Annotated in this window: 16 protein-coding genes; 11 read left to right on the top strand and 5 right to left on the bottom strand. The window is 64.5% G+C overall.

From position 1 onward, the window contains the following. The first annotated feature begins 98 nt into the window (after window positions 1–98). A complete protein-coding gene (gene proC / locus K323_RS0107610) occupies window positions 99–896 on the top strand; it encodes a pyrroline-5-carboxylate reductase (protein ID WP_051147274.1) in 798 nt (265 codons plus the stop codon). An 80-nt stretch (window positions 897–976) separates the two neighbouring features. On the opposite strand, the gene K323_RS0107605 is transcribed toward proC, so the two are convergent. Beyond that, entirely contained in the window at window positions 977–1,648 is a 672-nt protein-coding gene (locus K323_RS0107605) for a potassium channel family protein (RefSeq protein ID WP_022884686.1), read from the bottom strand. After that, window positions 1,641–3,074: a TrkH family potassium uptake protein gene (locus K323_RS0107600; protein WP_033372553.1), complete on the bottom strand. Its 1,434-nt coding sequence runs from the start codon at window positions 3,072–3,074 to the stop codon at window positions 1,641–1,643. The genes K323_RS0107605 and K323_RS0107600 overlap by 8 nt, the downstream gene beginning before the upstream one ends. 85 nt (window positions 3,075–3,159) lie before the next feature. Between K323_RS0107600 and K323_RS0107595 the strand changes: the two genes are divergently transcribed. The 3 genes from K323_RS0107595 to K323_RS29355 all read left to right on the top strand — a co-directional run bounded on the left by K323_RS0107595 (window position 3,160) and on the right by K323_RS29355 (window position 4,073). Then, window positions 3,160–3,603, top strand: coding sequence for an ArsR/SmtB family transcription factor (locus tag K323_RS0107595; RefSeq protein ID WP_026851381.1), 444 nt, complete (start codon window positions 3,160–3,162; stop codon window positions 3,601–3,603). A 95-nt stretch (window positions 3,604–3,698) separates the two neighbouring features. Then, window positions 3,699–3,893 carry a helix-turn-helix domain-containing protein gene (locus K323_RS0107590; RefSeq protein WP_022884684.1) on the top strand — a complete coding sequence of 65 codons (195 nt, stop codon included), beginning with the start codon at window positions 3,699–3,701 and terminating at the stop codon, window positions 3,891–3,893. A gap of 81 nt (window positions 3,894–3,974) precedes the next feature. After that, window positions 3,975–4,073 carry a 30S ribosomal protein bS22 gene (locus tag K323_RS29355; RefSeq protein ID WP_003792170.1) on the top strand — a complete coding sequence of 33 codons (99 nt, stop codon included), beginning with the start codon at window positions 3,975–3,977 and terminating at the stop codon, window positions 4,071–4,073. A gap of 25 nt (window positions 4,074–4,098) precedes the next feature. Here K323_RS29355 and K323_RS0107585 read toward each other — a convergent pair whose 3' ends face one another. Continuing rightward, a complete protein-coding gene (locus K323_RS0107585; protein WP_033372552.1) occupies window positions 4,099–4,836 on the bottom strand; it encodes an HAD family hydrolase in 738 nt (245 codons plus the stop codon). A 41-nt stretch (window positions 4,837–4,877) separates the two neighbouring features. Here K323_RS0107585 and K323_RS0107580 point away from each other — a divergent pair, with 41 nt between their 5' ends. Continuing rightward, a complete protein-coding gene (locus K323_RS0107580) occupies window positions 4,878–5,147 on the top strand; it encodes a glutaredoxin family protein (RefSeq protein ID WP_026851383.1) in 270 nt (89 codons plus the stop codon). After that, the gene (locus tag K323_RS0107575; RefSeq protein ID WP_022884682.1) at window positions 5,144–5,446 is read left to right on the top strand and encodes a Dabb family protein; all 303 of its coding nucleotides are present in this window, start codon (window positions 5,144–5,146) and stop codon (window positions 5,444–5,446) included. Before K323_RS0107580 ends, K323_RS0107575 begins: the two co-directional genes overlap by 4 nt. Before the next feature lie 58 nt (window positions 5,447–5,504). Here the strand turns inward: K323_RS0107575 and K323_RS0107570 are convergent, their stop codons facing one another. Further along, window positions 5,505–5,972 carry a VOC family protein gene (locus K323_RS0107570; protein ID WP_022884681.1) on the bottom strand — a complete coding sequence of 156 codons (468 nt, stop codon included), beginning with the start codon at window positions 5,970–5,972 and terminating at the stop codon, window positions 5,505–5,507. Between the two features lie 93 nt (window positions 5,973–6,065). Then, window positions 6,066–7,379 carry an aspartate--tRNA(Asn) ligase gene (gene aspS, locus K323_RS0107565; protein WP_084697096.1) on the bottom strand — a complete coding sequence of 438 codons (1,314 nt, stop codon included), beginning with the start codon at window positions 7,377–7,379 and terminating at the stop codon, window positions 6,066–6,068. A gap of 81 nt (window positions 7,380–7,460) precedes the next feature. Between aspS and K323_RS0107560 the strand changes: the two genes are divergently transcribed. Genes K323_RS0107560 through ccsB form a run of 5 tightly spaced genes read left to right on the top strand, consistent with a single transcriptional unit; the run spans window position 7,461 to window position 12,329 of the window. After that, window positions 7,461–8,126, top strand: coding sequence for a histidine phosphatase family protein (locus K323_RS0107560; protein WP_026851379.1), 666 nt, complete (start codon window positions 7,461–7,463; stop codon window positions 8,124–8,126). Between the two features lie 26 nt (window positions 8,127–8,152). Next, window positions 8,153–8,764: a TlpA family protein disulfide reductase gene (locus K323_RS0107555; RefSeq protein WP_033372636.1), complete on the top strand. Its 612-nt coding sequence runs from the start codon at window positions 8,153–8,155 to the stop codon at window positions 8,762–8,764. Continuing rightward, complete coding sequence (locus tag K323_RS0107550; protein WP_022884677.1) at window positions 8,765–9,526, top strand: cytochrome c biogenesis CcdA family protein; 762 nt, start codon at window positions 8,765–8,767, stop codon at window positions 9,524–9,526. It begins immediately after the preceding gene. Then, a complete protein-coding gene (gene resB / locus K323_RS0107545; RefSeq protein WP_022884676.1) occupies window positions 9,510–11,258 on the top strand; it encodes a cytochrome c biogenesis protein ResB in 1,749 nt (582 codons plus the stop codon). Before K323_RS0107550 ends, resB begins: the two co-directional genes overlap by 17 nt. 51 nt (window positions 11,259–11,309) lie before the next feature. Beyond that, window positions 11,310–12,329 (top strand): c-type cytochrome biogenesis protein CcsB, encoded by a 1,020-nt coding sequence (gene ccsB, locus K323_RS0107540; RefSeq protein ID WP_051147273.1) that lies wholly within the window; start codon window positions 11,310–11,312, stop codon window positions 12,327–12,329. The last annotated feature ends 15 nt before the right edge of the window (window positions 12,330–12,344 follow it).

The following is a 12,344-nucleotide window of genomic DNA, read 5'->3' as shown; positions in this document are numbered from 1 at the left end:
ACACCAACACCAACACCAACACCAACACCAACACCAACACCAACACCAACACCAACACCGTCACCCTGCCCGCGATCGCGTTTCTCGGCGCCGGTTCGATGGCACGGGCCATCCTCACCGGACTGTTGAAGCCGGGAGTGGAAGTCGACGGCGGCATCCGTGCCACCAACCGGAGCCAGGCGAAGGCCGACGAGCTGAGCGCCACGGATGGCGTCACGGCGTGGGCAACGGAGAGCGACGCGGACGCGAACCGCAAGGCCATCGACGGGGCGGCCATCGTGGTCGTGGCCGTCAAGCCGCACATGGTGCCAGACCTCCTCACCGAGATTGCCGACGCATTGGCCCCGGGAACGCTGGTGATCAGCGTCGCGGCCGGTGTGACGATGGCGACGTTCGAGTCGCTCCTGCCAGAGACGGTGCGCGTGATCCGCTCGATGCCGAACACGCCGGCCACCGTCGGTCAGGCGGTCACCGGCCTCAGCGCCGGAACCCGGTCCACCGACGACGACCTCGCCCTGGCTGAGGCGCTGTTCGGCACCGTCGGCGAGGTACTCGTCGTGCCGGAGGAGCAGCTCGATGCGCTCAGTTCCATCTCCGGTTCCGGCCCGGCCTACGTCTTCTACCTGATCGAGCAGCTCACCGAAACGGCCGTGGCCAAGGGTTTCACCGCCGAACAGGCGGCCACCATAGTGCAGGGAACCTTCCGCGGGGCCACCAGCCTGCTCGCGGCATCCGGCGAATCGCCGACCGAGCTGCGGCGCAGGGTAACCAGCCCGAAAGGCACGACGGAGCGCGCGATTGGCGTGCTCGAGAAGGCCGGCCTAGCCGAGATCTTCACCGAGGCGACGGATGCCGCGGTCGCCAGGTCCCGCGAGCTCGCGGCCCCGGCAGAGTAGCGATGATGCCGCGCCGGGCCATGCGCGCATCGTGAAAAGCACCGTCGCGCCGCCATCGAAGCTGAACCGTGCGCGCCTCGTCAGGAGCCGAGGGCTGCGAATCGCTCGATGTCGCCTTCTGTGCCAGACACGATGATGAGGTCGTGGTTTGAGACCACGGTCTCGGCCGTGGCATAGGTGAATGGCTTGCCGGGGCTCTTCACGCCGACGACGGTCACGTTGTGCCTGGTACGCACCCCGGACTCGGTGAGGTTGAGTCCACGGATCGGCTTCGGCGGATACATCTTGACCAGGGCGAAGTCGTCGTCGAATTCGATGAAGTCGAGCATGCGGCCGGAGACGAGGTGGGCGACGCGCTCGCCGGCTTCGGCCTCCGGATAGATCACGTGGTTCGCGCCGATGCGCTCGAGGATCTTGCCATGGGACTGCGAGATCGCCTTGGCCCAGATCTGGGGCACCTTCAGGTCGACCAGGTTCGCGACGATGAGCACACTGGCCTCAATCGAGGAGCCAACGGCGCAGACGGCGATCGAGAAGTCCTGGGCGCCGACCTGGCGCAGGGCGTCGATCTGCCTCGCGTCGGCCTGCACGGCGTGGGTGACCCGCTCTGACCACTTCTGCACGAGGGACTCACTCGCGTCGACGACCAGCACTTCACGGCCGAGGCGGTCGAGTTGCCCGGCTGTCGCTGCCCCGAACCGGCCGAGTCCGATGACGAGCACGGGGGCGTCATGCTTGATGCGGTCAACCAACGATGGGCCTCTCTTCCGGGCGCTTGAACAGTTGCCTGCTCGTACTCGCCGCCAGTGCCGCGGCGAGAGTCACTGTACCAACCCGCCCCATGAACATGGTGGCGGCGACCACATAGACACCCTCCGGAGGCAGGCTCGCTGTCAGGCCGGTTGACAGCCCGCAGGTTGCAAAAGCGGAGATCACGTCGAAGAGCACCATGTCGAGCGGTGCCTTAGAGATCTGCAACACAACCACGGTCGCCACAGCCACGGTCGTCGCGCCCCAGAGCACCACACTCACCGCCAGGCGCAGGATGTCGCGGGGGATACGTCGGCCGAATGCCTCCATGCTCTGCTTGCCGCGAGCTTCGGCGAACGCGGCGAGGAAGAGCACCGCGAGCGTTGTCACCTTGATGCCGCCTGCGGTCGAGGCCGAGCCGCCGCCGATGAACATGAGCATGTCGGTGACGAGCAGGCTCGACCCGTGCAAGTCGCTGATGTCGATGGTGGCGAAACCCCCCGACCTCGTCATGACCGACATGAACAGCGACTGGAAGATCGTGTCGCCGGCGTTCAATGAACCGAACGTCTTCGGATTGTCGAACTCGAGAATGATGTAAACGACCATGCCCGCGAACATCAGGAGGACAGTGGTGAGCAGCGTCAGCTTCACATGCACAGACCATCGGCGTGGCCGACGCCATGCCCGGGCGAACGTGTAGATGACCGGAAATCCGAGGCTTCCGAGGAATACGCCGATCATCAGGGCGCCGAGGAACCAATAGTCGTTCGCGAACGCGCCGAGCCCGTCGGCGTTGGGGTTGAAGCCGGTGTTGGTGAACGCCATGGCGGAGTAGTAGAGGCTGTGCCAGACCGCATCGCCGAGGGCGACGCCGTCGATCAGCATCCGTGGAAAGAGGATCGCAGCGACGGCCAGTTCGATCACCAACGCGCTGATCGCGACGGTCAGCAGCAGGTTGCCGACCTCGCCGAGTCGTACTGCCTGTCCTTCATTGATCGGTCCGGCATGCAGGCGCGAGGGGTTCGAGTCGCTCGCCGCCATCAGCTTGGCCCGGAGGCCCAGGCGGCGGGAGATCACCAGGCCCATGATCGAGGCCAGCGTCAAAACGCCGATACCGCCGATGTTGACGCCGATGTAGACGAGCGTGTTGCCGAACGGAGACCAGTGGGTCGCCATGTCGACGGTGGAGAGACCGGTGACGCAGATGACCGAAACCGCGGTGAAGACGGCGTCGTGGAGCGGCGTCATGGCGCTGTCGGCTGAGGCTATCGGCAACGAGAACAACAGCGTGAAGAGCAGGATCAGCGCGGTGAAGATCAGAATGGCGAAGCGAGAAGGCGACGTGCGCGCGAGTCCGTCGACGGCCTCGCGAATGCGCCCGTACCAGGTCGTGTGGTGTTGCACGAACCGGGTATTCCTGCCCATTGTGTGCACGCTGCACCCCCAGTGAGATCACGCCTGTTGACGACTTGTCATGGTACTCCGGATCGGGATTGACTAGCCTGAGGTAATGGCAGACATCTTTGACGTGGTTGCAGACTCGACCAGACGGGACATCCTGCATATTCTGCTTGAGCGATACAACGCCTCGAAGGATGCCGGTGGCGAGATCAGCGTCTCGGACATCGTCGGGCAGCTCGGTCTCAGCCAGCCCACCGTCTCCAAACACCTCAAGGTGCTGCGCGAAGCCGGCCTGGTTGCCGTTCGGGAAGAGGGCCAGCACCGTTTCTACCACCTCGACTACGCGCCGCTGGAGGAGATCGAAGACTGGCTGATCCCCTTCCTCAGCGTGGACTTCGACGCGGAGGTCGATGGATTGGACGCCGACGCCGGCCTGAAGGTCGAGCAGCGCGCCTTCGCCTCCCTAATCGGGAAGGCGATCGCAGACACCTCATACCAGGTGACGCATGTGGTCAAGGATGCGACCGGGCGCAAATGGCGCAAAACAGACTAGACGCCGCCGCCGGTTAGTCCTAGAGTTACCAACAACCGCACGGGTCACTCCCGTAACACCCGCTGCTTGTTCTGCGAACCCAAGGGGGTCACGCCATGGCTGCCGATCTTTCCGAGGCCCGTTTCCTGACGGTGGCCGAAGTCGCCGAGATGATGCGCGTCTCAAAGATGACGGTGTACCGCCTGGTGCACTCCGGCGAGCTGCCGGCGATCCGTTTCGGACGCTCCTTCCGCGTGCCGGAATCGGCCGTCGCGACGGCCCTGGAGCACCACGTCGCGGACACCGCGTAAGTTCCCGCCGGTTTTTCCGGTAGAATAAGACTTTCGTGTGGTCGCGATTCCCGCGTCCACCCAATAACTTGTGAGGTCTGTGTGGGTTCTGTAATTAAGAAGCGGCGCAAGCGCATGGCGAAGAAGAAGCACCGTAAGTTGCTTCGCAAGACTCGCCACCAGCGCCGCAACAAGAAGTAGACGGCCCAGGCCGCTGTGCAAAGCGTCAGATCCCTCGGGTCTGGCGCTTTTTGCTTGCACGCACCGCGGCCTTGATGCTGGAGGGCTTCATCAGCATGATCGGCCACTGCCTGGCCAGTGCGTAGCGGTGCAGGATGCGGTCTGGATTCACCACCACCGGATGCCCGACCAGGTTCAGCAGCGGGATGTCGTTGTGCGAGTCAGAGTACGCCCAACACTCTGCGACGTCCACGTGGGCGCCGCGGGCGCGCGCCTCTGCGGCATCCGCCTTGTTGCCGCCGTGCATGACCGACCCGACCAGGCGCCCGGTGAACACACCGTCAGCCGTTTCGAGCACCGTTCCGAGTGCCCCGGTGAAACCGAGACGCTCTGCGATGACATCCGCGATCTCCTGTGCGGTTGCGGTGACCAGCCACACCTCCCGGCCGGCTTCGAGGTGCTCACGGGCGACGGCGACGGTTTCCGGCCAGAGCCGACGAACAAGCTTGCGGTCGAAGATCTCGTGGCTCAGGCGCATAAGGTCTTCCCTGGTGTGGCCGACGACGATCTCGAGTGCCCGTTCCCGAACGCTGTCGAGGTGGGCACGGTTCTCGCCGACGGCGACGAACCTGGCCTGTTTCCAGCCGAACGAGAGGATGTCGCGCATCGAGATGAACCGACGCTGGAAGGCGCCGACGCCCACGTGGTAGAGGCTGGCGCCGCGCATGAGCGTGTTGTCGACATCGAAGAATGCGATGGCGCTGGGGAGGGGTTCGGAAGACATCTCGAGTGATTCTATTAGCGTGGGGAGTCTAGGGTGGGGGAATGCAAACCGCACAACTCACCCTGATCGGCAAGCCCGGGTGTCACCTCTGCGATGATGCGCGCGAACTGATCCACAGCGTCACGTCGAAGATCACGGGCCATCCGAGCGCACCAGAGGTCACCTTTGAGGAGCTCTCCATCCTCGACGACCCGACGCTCTCCGACCTCTATGCTGACGACATCCCGGTGTTGCTCATCAACGGCGAGGTTCACAACTATTGGCGCATCGATCCGCTGCGCCTCCGCAGCGCACTTTTGGATATTCGATGACTATCCGTCACGTGGTCTCCTGGCAGCTGGCGACGACGGATGCCGGTGAGAAGGCCGAACAGGCTGCCCGAGTCGTCAGCGGGTTGCAGTCACTGGTCGGCGTCGTCACCGAGATCCGGACGCTCAATGCCGGCACGGATGTTGTCGGCAACGGCAACTGGGACGTGGTGATGGTCTCTGAATTCGACGACGTGGCTGCGCTGGAGCGCTACCAGGTGCATCCAGAGCATCAGAAGGTCGCCGACTACATCCGTTCCGTCGTCGCCCAGCGTTCCGCCGTCGACTACGTCGTTGGTTGAGCCTGCGCCGTCCTGAGCCTGTCGAAGAGTCGAAACCCTCGCTTGTTTCGAGCAGCCGTCAGGCGTTCTCGAGTTCGGCGATCACCACCTTCTTCTGCTGCATCATCACTTGGATCTGTTCCGGCCGCCGGATCAGTTCGCCCATGTTCGCCGGGATGATCTGCCAGCTCACGCCGAACCGGTCTTTGCACCAGCCGCACTGTTCTGACTCAGGCACGTGCGAGAGTTTCAACCAGTAGTGGTCGATCTCGGCCTGGTCTGCGCAGCTGACCACGAACGAGACCGCCTCGCTCAAGGTGAACGCCGGGCCGCCGTCCAGGCAGACGAAGTCCACCCCGTTCAGCGTGAACTGGCCGTTCAGCACCTTCCCTGACATGCCGGCGAAGTGCTCGTCAAGCGACTCACCGGGGTACTCATCGATGGAGTCGATGCGAGAATTCGGAAAGACGTCGACGTAGTATTCCATCGCGTCGCGCGCCTGGTCATCGAACCACAGACACGGCTGGATGGGTGAGAGCTCGGCCATCGGAAGTCCCTTCGTTGGGCGTTCGCTGCTGCGATCTACGCTACGCCGATCCGGCGAAGCGGTCGAGGGCGGATCTCGATGTTGTTGCGAACCCTACGGCTCGAGGCGCGTCGGACCGCGGAACAGATAGGTGACCTCGCGGATCGACGCCTGGTGCAGCAGGAGCATCAACACGCGGGCCAGGCCCATGCCGAATCCACCATGCGACGGCACCCCGTAACGGAAGTAGTCGAGGTACGTGCCCAGCTCTTCCGGGTCGACACCCTTCTCCTTCGCCTGTTCAACCAAAATGTCGATACGGTGCTCGCGCTGGGCGCCGGTGGAGATCTCGGTGCCGTTGAAGATCAGGTCGTAGCTCTTGGTCAGCCCAGCGTCGGCGTCGTGGCGCATGTGGTAGAACGGCCGGATGCTCGACGCGTAATCGGTGAGGAACACGAACTCATGCCCGAACTTCTCCGCCACATACGCGGAGATCTGGCGCTCGCCCTCCGGGTCCATGTCGTCGTCATCACGCGGAACCTCGTAACCGCGTTCCTTGACGATCTCCTTCGCCTCGGCGAGTGGGATGCGCGGGAACGGCGTCGCAGGCACGGTCACCAGGGCGTCGAACAGCGCCTTGACCTCGTCGCCGTGTTTTTCCTTCACTGCGGTGAAGCCCGCCACGATCAGCGCTTCGTGCAGCTTCATGACGTCTTCGTGGCTCTCGATCCAGCTGATCTCCGAGTCGACGCTGGTGAACTCCGTCGAGTGGCGGCTGGTGAACGACGGGTCTGCCCTGAATGCCGGCCCGACCTCGAAGACCTTGCCGAACCCGGCGGCCTGCGCCATCTGCTTGAAGAACTGCGGGCTCTGCGCGAGGTAGGCCTTGGTCTCGAAGTACTCCACCTCGAAAAGTTCGGCGCGCGACTCGCTCGCGCTCGCCATCAGCTTCGGCGTGTGGATCTCGATGAAGTCGTTCTCCACCCAATACGTGCGCAGCGCATGCAGGAACGTGGTCTGGATGCGGAAGATCAGGTTCTGCTTCGGGTTGCGAAGGTCGAGGAAACGCCAGTCCAGCCGCTTGTCCAGGCTGGAATCGGCGGCGATCGGTGTCTCGGCGATGGCATGGCTCTGCACAGTGAGCGAGTCCAACTTGACCTCGATCCCTCCGAGCTTCACGCGTTCGTCGTGTTTCAACTCCCCGGTCACGGTGACGAAGCTGCCTTGCGAAAGCGTGGAGATGGTGCTGGCCGGCTCATCGGCGACCACGACGCCATCGGCATCCGTCGTACGGGGATTGACCAGTTGAACAGCGCCGGACTCGTCGCGCAGCACAACGAACTGCACCTTCTTCTGATCGCGCACGGTATCGACCCACCCGGATACGGTCACGGGACCGTCGTCGAGCGCGGACAGGTTCTTGATCAGGATGCGGGAAGTCACCCGGCCAAGTTTAGCCGTAGACTCTCACGGCGAATTCGCGGTTCTACGCTGCGTAGACTGGTTGCCGTGGTAGCCAGCCAGATACACCTCGTACGCCATGGAGAGGTGTTCAACCCCGATCGCGTGCTGTACGGACGGCTCCCCGATTTTCGCCTCTCTGAGCTCGGCGAGAAGATGGCCGAAGCCGCGGCCGCCGACCTGACGTCCCGTGGTCGTCCGATGGCCAGGCTCGTCTCCTCGCCGTTGCAGCGCACGCAGGAGTCCGCAGCCCCGATCGCCGCTGCCTTCGACCTGCCCGTCGACATCGACGAGCGGCTCATCGAACCGACCAATCACTTCGAGGGCAAACGGATGCGCGGCGCGGGCGGCGCGCTGCGCGACGCCCGCAACTGGCCGGCCCTGACGAACCCGCTGCGGCCGAGCTGGGGAGAACCATTCCGTGCCATCGCCGTGCGCATGCTCGCTGCGGTCTATGACGCGTGGCAGTCCGTGCCGGGCGAAGACACAGATGCACCGGGCGGCGATGCCATTCTGGTGAGTCACCAGCTGCCGATCTGGATGGTGCACGCCGCGCTCACCGGAGCGCGCTACGCACACGATCCGCGCCGGCGCCGCTGCGCCCTGTCGAGCATCACCACGCTCGAGCGCCACGGTGATCGCTTCGTTGAGGTCGGTTACACCAACCCCGCGGCGCCACTGTTGGCCACCGCGACGGATGTCGGCGCAGTATGAGGCGCGCTTCTGTGACGCGTGCTTCTGTGACGCGTATTTCTGGCAGCCGCCGCCCCGTACTGCTTGCGACGGCGCTGGTGGCACTCTCCGTGCTGCTGGCCGGCTGCTCGTCAGACCCGCTCGCCGACCAGTACCGAGAAGGCAGCAACAAGGGCTACATCGCCGGTGACGGCAGCGTCACCGAGATCCCCTTGGACGAGCGCGGGAGTGCTGTCGAGTTCACCGGCACGACGGAGAACGGCGACACCGTCGCATCCGTCGACTACGCCGGCGAGGTGCTGGTGGTGAACTTCTGGTACGCCAGTTGCGCACCGTGCCGGGCAGAAGCTCCCGACCTGCAGAAGCTGAACGCGGAATTCACCGACAACGGGGCGAGCTTCCTCGGTGTGAACGTGCGCGACCAGGCGGCAAACGCGATCGCTTTCAACGAGAGCTTCGGCATCACATACCCGTCGGTCATGGATGTGAACGACGGCGGTATGCAGCTCGCTTTCAGCGGCGACATCCCGCCGAATGCGGTGCCGACGACGCTGGTGCTCGACGGAGAAGGTCGCGTCGCCGCGCGCATCCTCGGCCAGGTGACAGAGTCGTCGATCCTCAAAACGCTCATCAGCGACACGATCGCCGAGGGTTCCTGAATGGGGAATCCGTTTGGCGAGATCGTCTTCAGCGGCCAACTCCTGCTGGCGATCCCGGTGGCGGTGCTGGCCGGTCTCGTCTCGTTCGCGTCCCCCTGCATCCTGCCGTTGGTGCCAGGGTACCTCGCCTACATCGGCGGCTTCACCGACGGGAGTTCCAGCGCGAAGAAGGGTGACCGGCGCGGCCAGGGCCGGCTCCTGGCGGGAGTCGCCCTCTTCATCCTCGGGTTCACCCTGGTCTTTGTGCTCACCGGCGTGGTCTTCGGCGCTGCCGGATTCTGGCTCAACCAGTACCGTGACCTGATCACGCGCATCGCCGGTGTCGTCGTCATTCTCCTGGGGCTTGTCTTTGTCGGGCAGTTCCGCTTCGCCCAGCGCACTGTGAAGTCGCAGTGGCGACCGCGGATGGGCCTGGCCGGAGCGCCCGTGCTCGGCGCGGTGTTCGCGGTCGGCTGGACCCCATGCACAGGACCGACTCTTACCGCCATCAACTCGCTCAGCCTCACCACCGGTTCGCCCTGGCAGGGCGGACTGCTCGCGCTGTTCTACGGCCTCGGCCTCGGTGTGCCCTTCCTGATCATCGCGCTCGGCTTCAGTTGGGCGACCGGCGCCGTCTCATTCCTGAAACGGCATATACGAGTGATCAACCTGCTGGGCGGTCTGGTGCTGGTGCTCATCGGCGTGCTGATGGTGAGCGGTCTCTGGAACCTCTGGATGCTCGAGTTGCAGGGGGTGATCGGCGGTTTTGTCCCGGCCATCTGATCACTACGATTCCCGCCCGCCGGTCAGTGAGGCCGGCGACGGCGTCACCCAGCCGAAACTCGGGTTCATCGGCTGGTTGCGCTGGTTCTGGCGCCAGCTCACCAGCATGCGCACGGCGCTGTTCCTGCTGCTGCTGCTGGCCATCGCCGCCGTTCCTGGGTCACTGGTGCCGCAGCGCAGTTCAGACCCGAACGGCGTCACGCAGTACTTTGCAGACAACCCAGACCTGGCACCGGTGCTCGACAATTTCCAGGCCTTCGACGTCTATTCTTCGGCCTGGTTCTCGGCGATCTACCTCCTGCTGTTCGTCTCGCTGATCGGCTGCGTCATTCCGCGCACCGCGCACCATCTGAAGGCATTGCGCGCCGCACCGCCGAAAACGCCGGCCCGCCTCGCCCGGCTTGCCGGCTTCACCACGCGCCAGGCGCCAGCAGGCACAGATGCCGCCACCGCCGTCGATTCCGCCCGTCGCCTCCTGAAATCCACCGGCTACCGGGTCGCGCTCTTCAATTCGAGGTCGCGCGCGGGGCGCAGCGAGTTCTCCGTCTCGGCGGAACGCGGCTACCTGCGCGAGACCGGCAACCTCGTCTTCCACAGTGCGCTGGTGGGCGTGCTGGTCACTGTGGGCTTCGGCAGCGGGTTCGGCTTCAGCGGCCAACGGGTGCTGGTCGAGGGGCAGACGTTCGTGAACACCCTCGGCGCTTACGACTCGTTCAACCCTGGGCGCTTCTTCGACGACGGCACGCTCGACCCGTACAAACTCTCCCTCGACACGTTCGAGGCCGATTACGAGATGGAGAATCTCGACGCCTACGGCCAGCCCATCGACTTCACGGCCGACGTCACCATCACCCACCGTGGCCAGGAGAGTGAAGCCGGCACGGTGAAGGTCAATGAGCCGCTGTACACCGGCGGTACCGACGTTTACCTGCTTGGCAACGGGTATGCGCCGACGATTACCGTCAAGGATCCGGATGGCAATGTGGTGTTCACCGACTCCATCCCCTTCCTGCCGCAGGACGCCAACCTCACCTCCATGGGCGTCGTGAAGGTGCCGGACGGTCTGGACGAACAGCTCGGAATGCTCGGCTTCTTCTACCCGACTCAGGATGTCGCGGCATCCGGTGCCTACTTCTCTTCCTTCCCCGACCTGGTGTATCCAATGTTGACACTGAACGTCTACGCGGGTGATCTCGGCCTCGACAGCGGCGTGCCGGCATCCGTCTACACCCTCGATGTCGACGAGCTCACGCCGCTGACCGGGCGCGACATCGGAATCGACTCCATCGAATTGATGCCGGGCGAGACCCAGGATCTGCCTAACGGGCTCGGTTCCGTCACCTTTGAGAACGCGAACCCGGATGCCGCGGACGGCGATTTCACCGGCTCAGTGCCGCGGTTCGCGTCGTTCGACATCCATCACGACCCGACGCAGGGTTGGGTGTTGTTGTTCGCGATCCTGGTGCTTCTCGGCCTGCTGACGTCGTTGTTCGTGCCGCGCCGGCGGGTCTGGGTGAAGGCGCTCGAAGGCGACGACGGTTCGATCCGCCTGGAATATGCGGGTCTTGCGCGCGGGGAAGACCCCACCCTTGAGGCGGCCGTCTCCGCGCTCGCTGACCGGCATGCCGCGCTCCTCGAGGCAGACGCGCCCCCGGCTGATGCCCCTGCAGACTCCCTACCCGGCGGTTCCCAACAGACCGATTCCCAACAGACCGACACCAGACAGACTTAGGCTTGCACCGTGAATCTCATTGAGCTCTCCATCATCAGCCTCACCTCGGCCATGGTCGTGTACGCGCTGGCGTTCATCGCGTTCGCGATGGACCTCGCCAGGCGCTCCGCCGCCGTCGGCGCTGCACAGCAGGGGCAGGTCTCAGAGGCCGAACAGCCGGTTGCCGTCGCGGCCGGCTCCGTTGCGGGCAGTTCAACTTCAGTCAACTCTGCTTCAGTCAACTCTGCATCGGCCGGCTCGGCATCCGTTGGCCCCGGCCCCCTTCCGCGGGCCGGAAAGCCGAAAGCCGCTGACACCGGGCTGGCATACGGGCGCTCCCCAAGCTTGCGGGTGGGGGTTGCCCTCACCGTGCTGGCCTGGGTGTTGCACCTCGCGGCCGTGCTGATGCGCGGAATTGCGGCTGAGCGGGTGCCGTGGGCGAACATGTACGAGTTCTCGATGACGGGCACGCTGCTCATCGTCGGGGTGTTCCTCCTCGTGCTCACCAGGGTCGACCTGCGATTCCTCGGCACGTTCATCACCGGGCTGGTGCTGGTGCTCCTGCTGCTGGCGAGCATGAACTTCTACGTCGAGGTCGCGCCGCTGCCGCCGGCCCTGCAGTCGGTGTGGCTGGTGATCCACGTGTTCGTCGCGTCGCTGGCAACCGGTCTCTTCGCTCTCGGGTTTGCGCTCTCGGTTGTGCAGCTGATGCAGTTCAGACGGGAGAGCATCGCGGCCGGTGGCAAGCCAGCACGCCTGCGGTTCCTCGCCACGCTGCCCTCGTCCCAGAAGCTGGAGAACCTCGCATACCGGGTGACCATCATCGGCTTCATCCTCTGGACCTTCACCCTGATGGCCGGCTCGATCTGGGCAGAGAAGGCCTGGGGTCGGTACTGGGGGTGGGACACCAAGGAAGTCTGGACGTTCATCATCTGGGTGATCTTCGCCGGGTACATCCACGCGAGGGCGACTCGCGGCTGGCGTGGCTCCCGGTCGGCGTGGCTGGCGATCATCGGCTTCTCCGCAGTGCTGTTCAACTTCGGAATCGTCAACGTGTTCTTCAAGGGACTGCACGCCTACTCCGGCCTGTAGGCCACCGGAAAGTCA

The sequence above is a fragment of the Glaciibacter superstes DSM 21135 genome, from assembly GCF_000421145.1.
In the GTDB taxonomy this organism is placed as follows: domain Bacteria; phylum Actinomycetota; class Actinomycetes; order Actinomycetales; family Microbacteriaceae; genus Cryobacterium; species Cryobacterium superstes.
The sequence above is the reverse complement of the archived record's forward strand: the minus strand, read 5'-3'. Positions and strand labels throughout refer to the sequence as shown.

Coding starts and splice junctions, on each gene's coding strand:
- proC (WP_051147274.1), top strand. CDS start 99: ATGGCACGGGCCATCCTCACCGGACTGTTGAAGCCGGGAGTGGAAGTC.
- K323_RS0107600 (WP_033372553.1), bottom strand. CDS start 3,074: ATGGGCAGGAATACCCGGTTCGTGCAACACCACACGACCTGGTACGGG.
- K323_RS0107595 (WP_026851381.1), top strand. CDS start 3,160: ATGGCAGACATCTTTGACGTGGTTGCAGACTCGACCAGACGGGACATC.
- K323_RS0107590 (WP_022884684.1), top strand. CDS start 3,699: ATGGCTGCCGATCTTTCCGAGGCCCGTTTCCTGACGGTGGCCGAAGTC.
- K323_RS0107585 (WP_033372552.1), bottom strand. CDS start 4,836: ATGTCTTCCGAACCCCTCCCCAGCGCCATCGCATTCTTCGATGTCGAC.
- K323_RS0107580 (WP_026851383.1), top strand. CDS start 4,878: ATGCAAACCGCACAACTCACCCTGATCGGCAAGCCCGGGTGTCACCTC.
- K323_RS0107575 (WP_022884682.1), top strand. CDS start 5,144: ATGACTATCCGTCACGTGGTCTCCTGGCAGCTGGCGACGACGGATGCC.
- K323_RS0107570 (WP_022884681.1), bottom strand. CDS start 5,972: ATGGCCGAGCTCTCACCCATCCAGCCGTGTCTGTGGTTCGATGACCAG.
- K323_RS0107550 (WP_022884677.1), top strand. CDS start 8,765: ATGGGGAATCCGTTTGGCGAGATCGTCTTCAGCGGCCAACTCCTGCTG.
- ccsB (WP_051147273.1), top strand. CDS start 11,310: ATGGTCGTGTACGCGCTGGCGTTCATCGCGTTCGCGATGGACCTCGCC.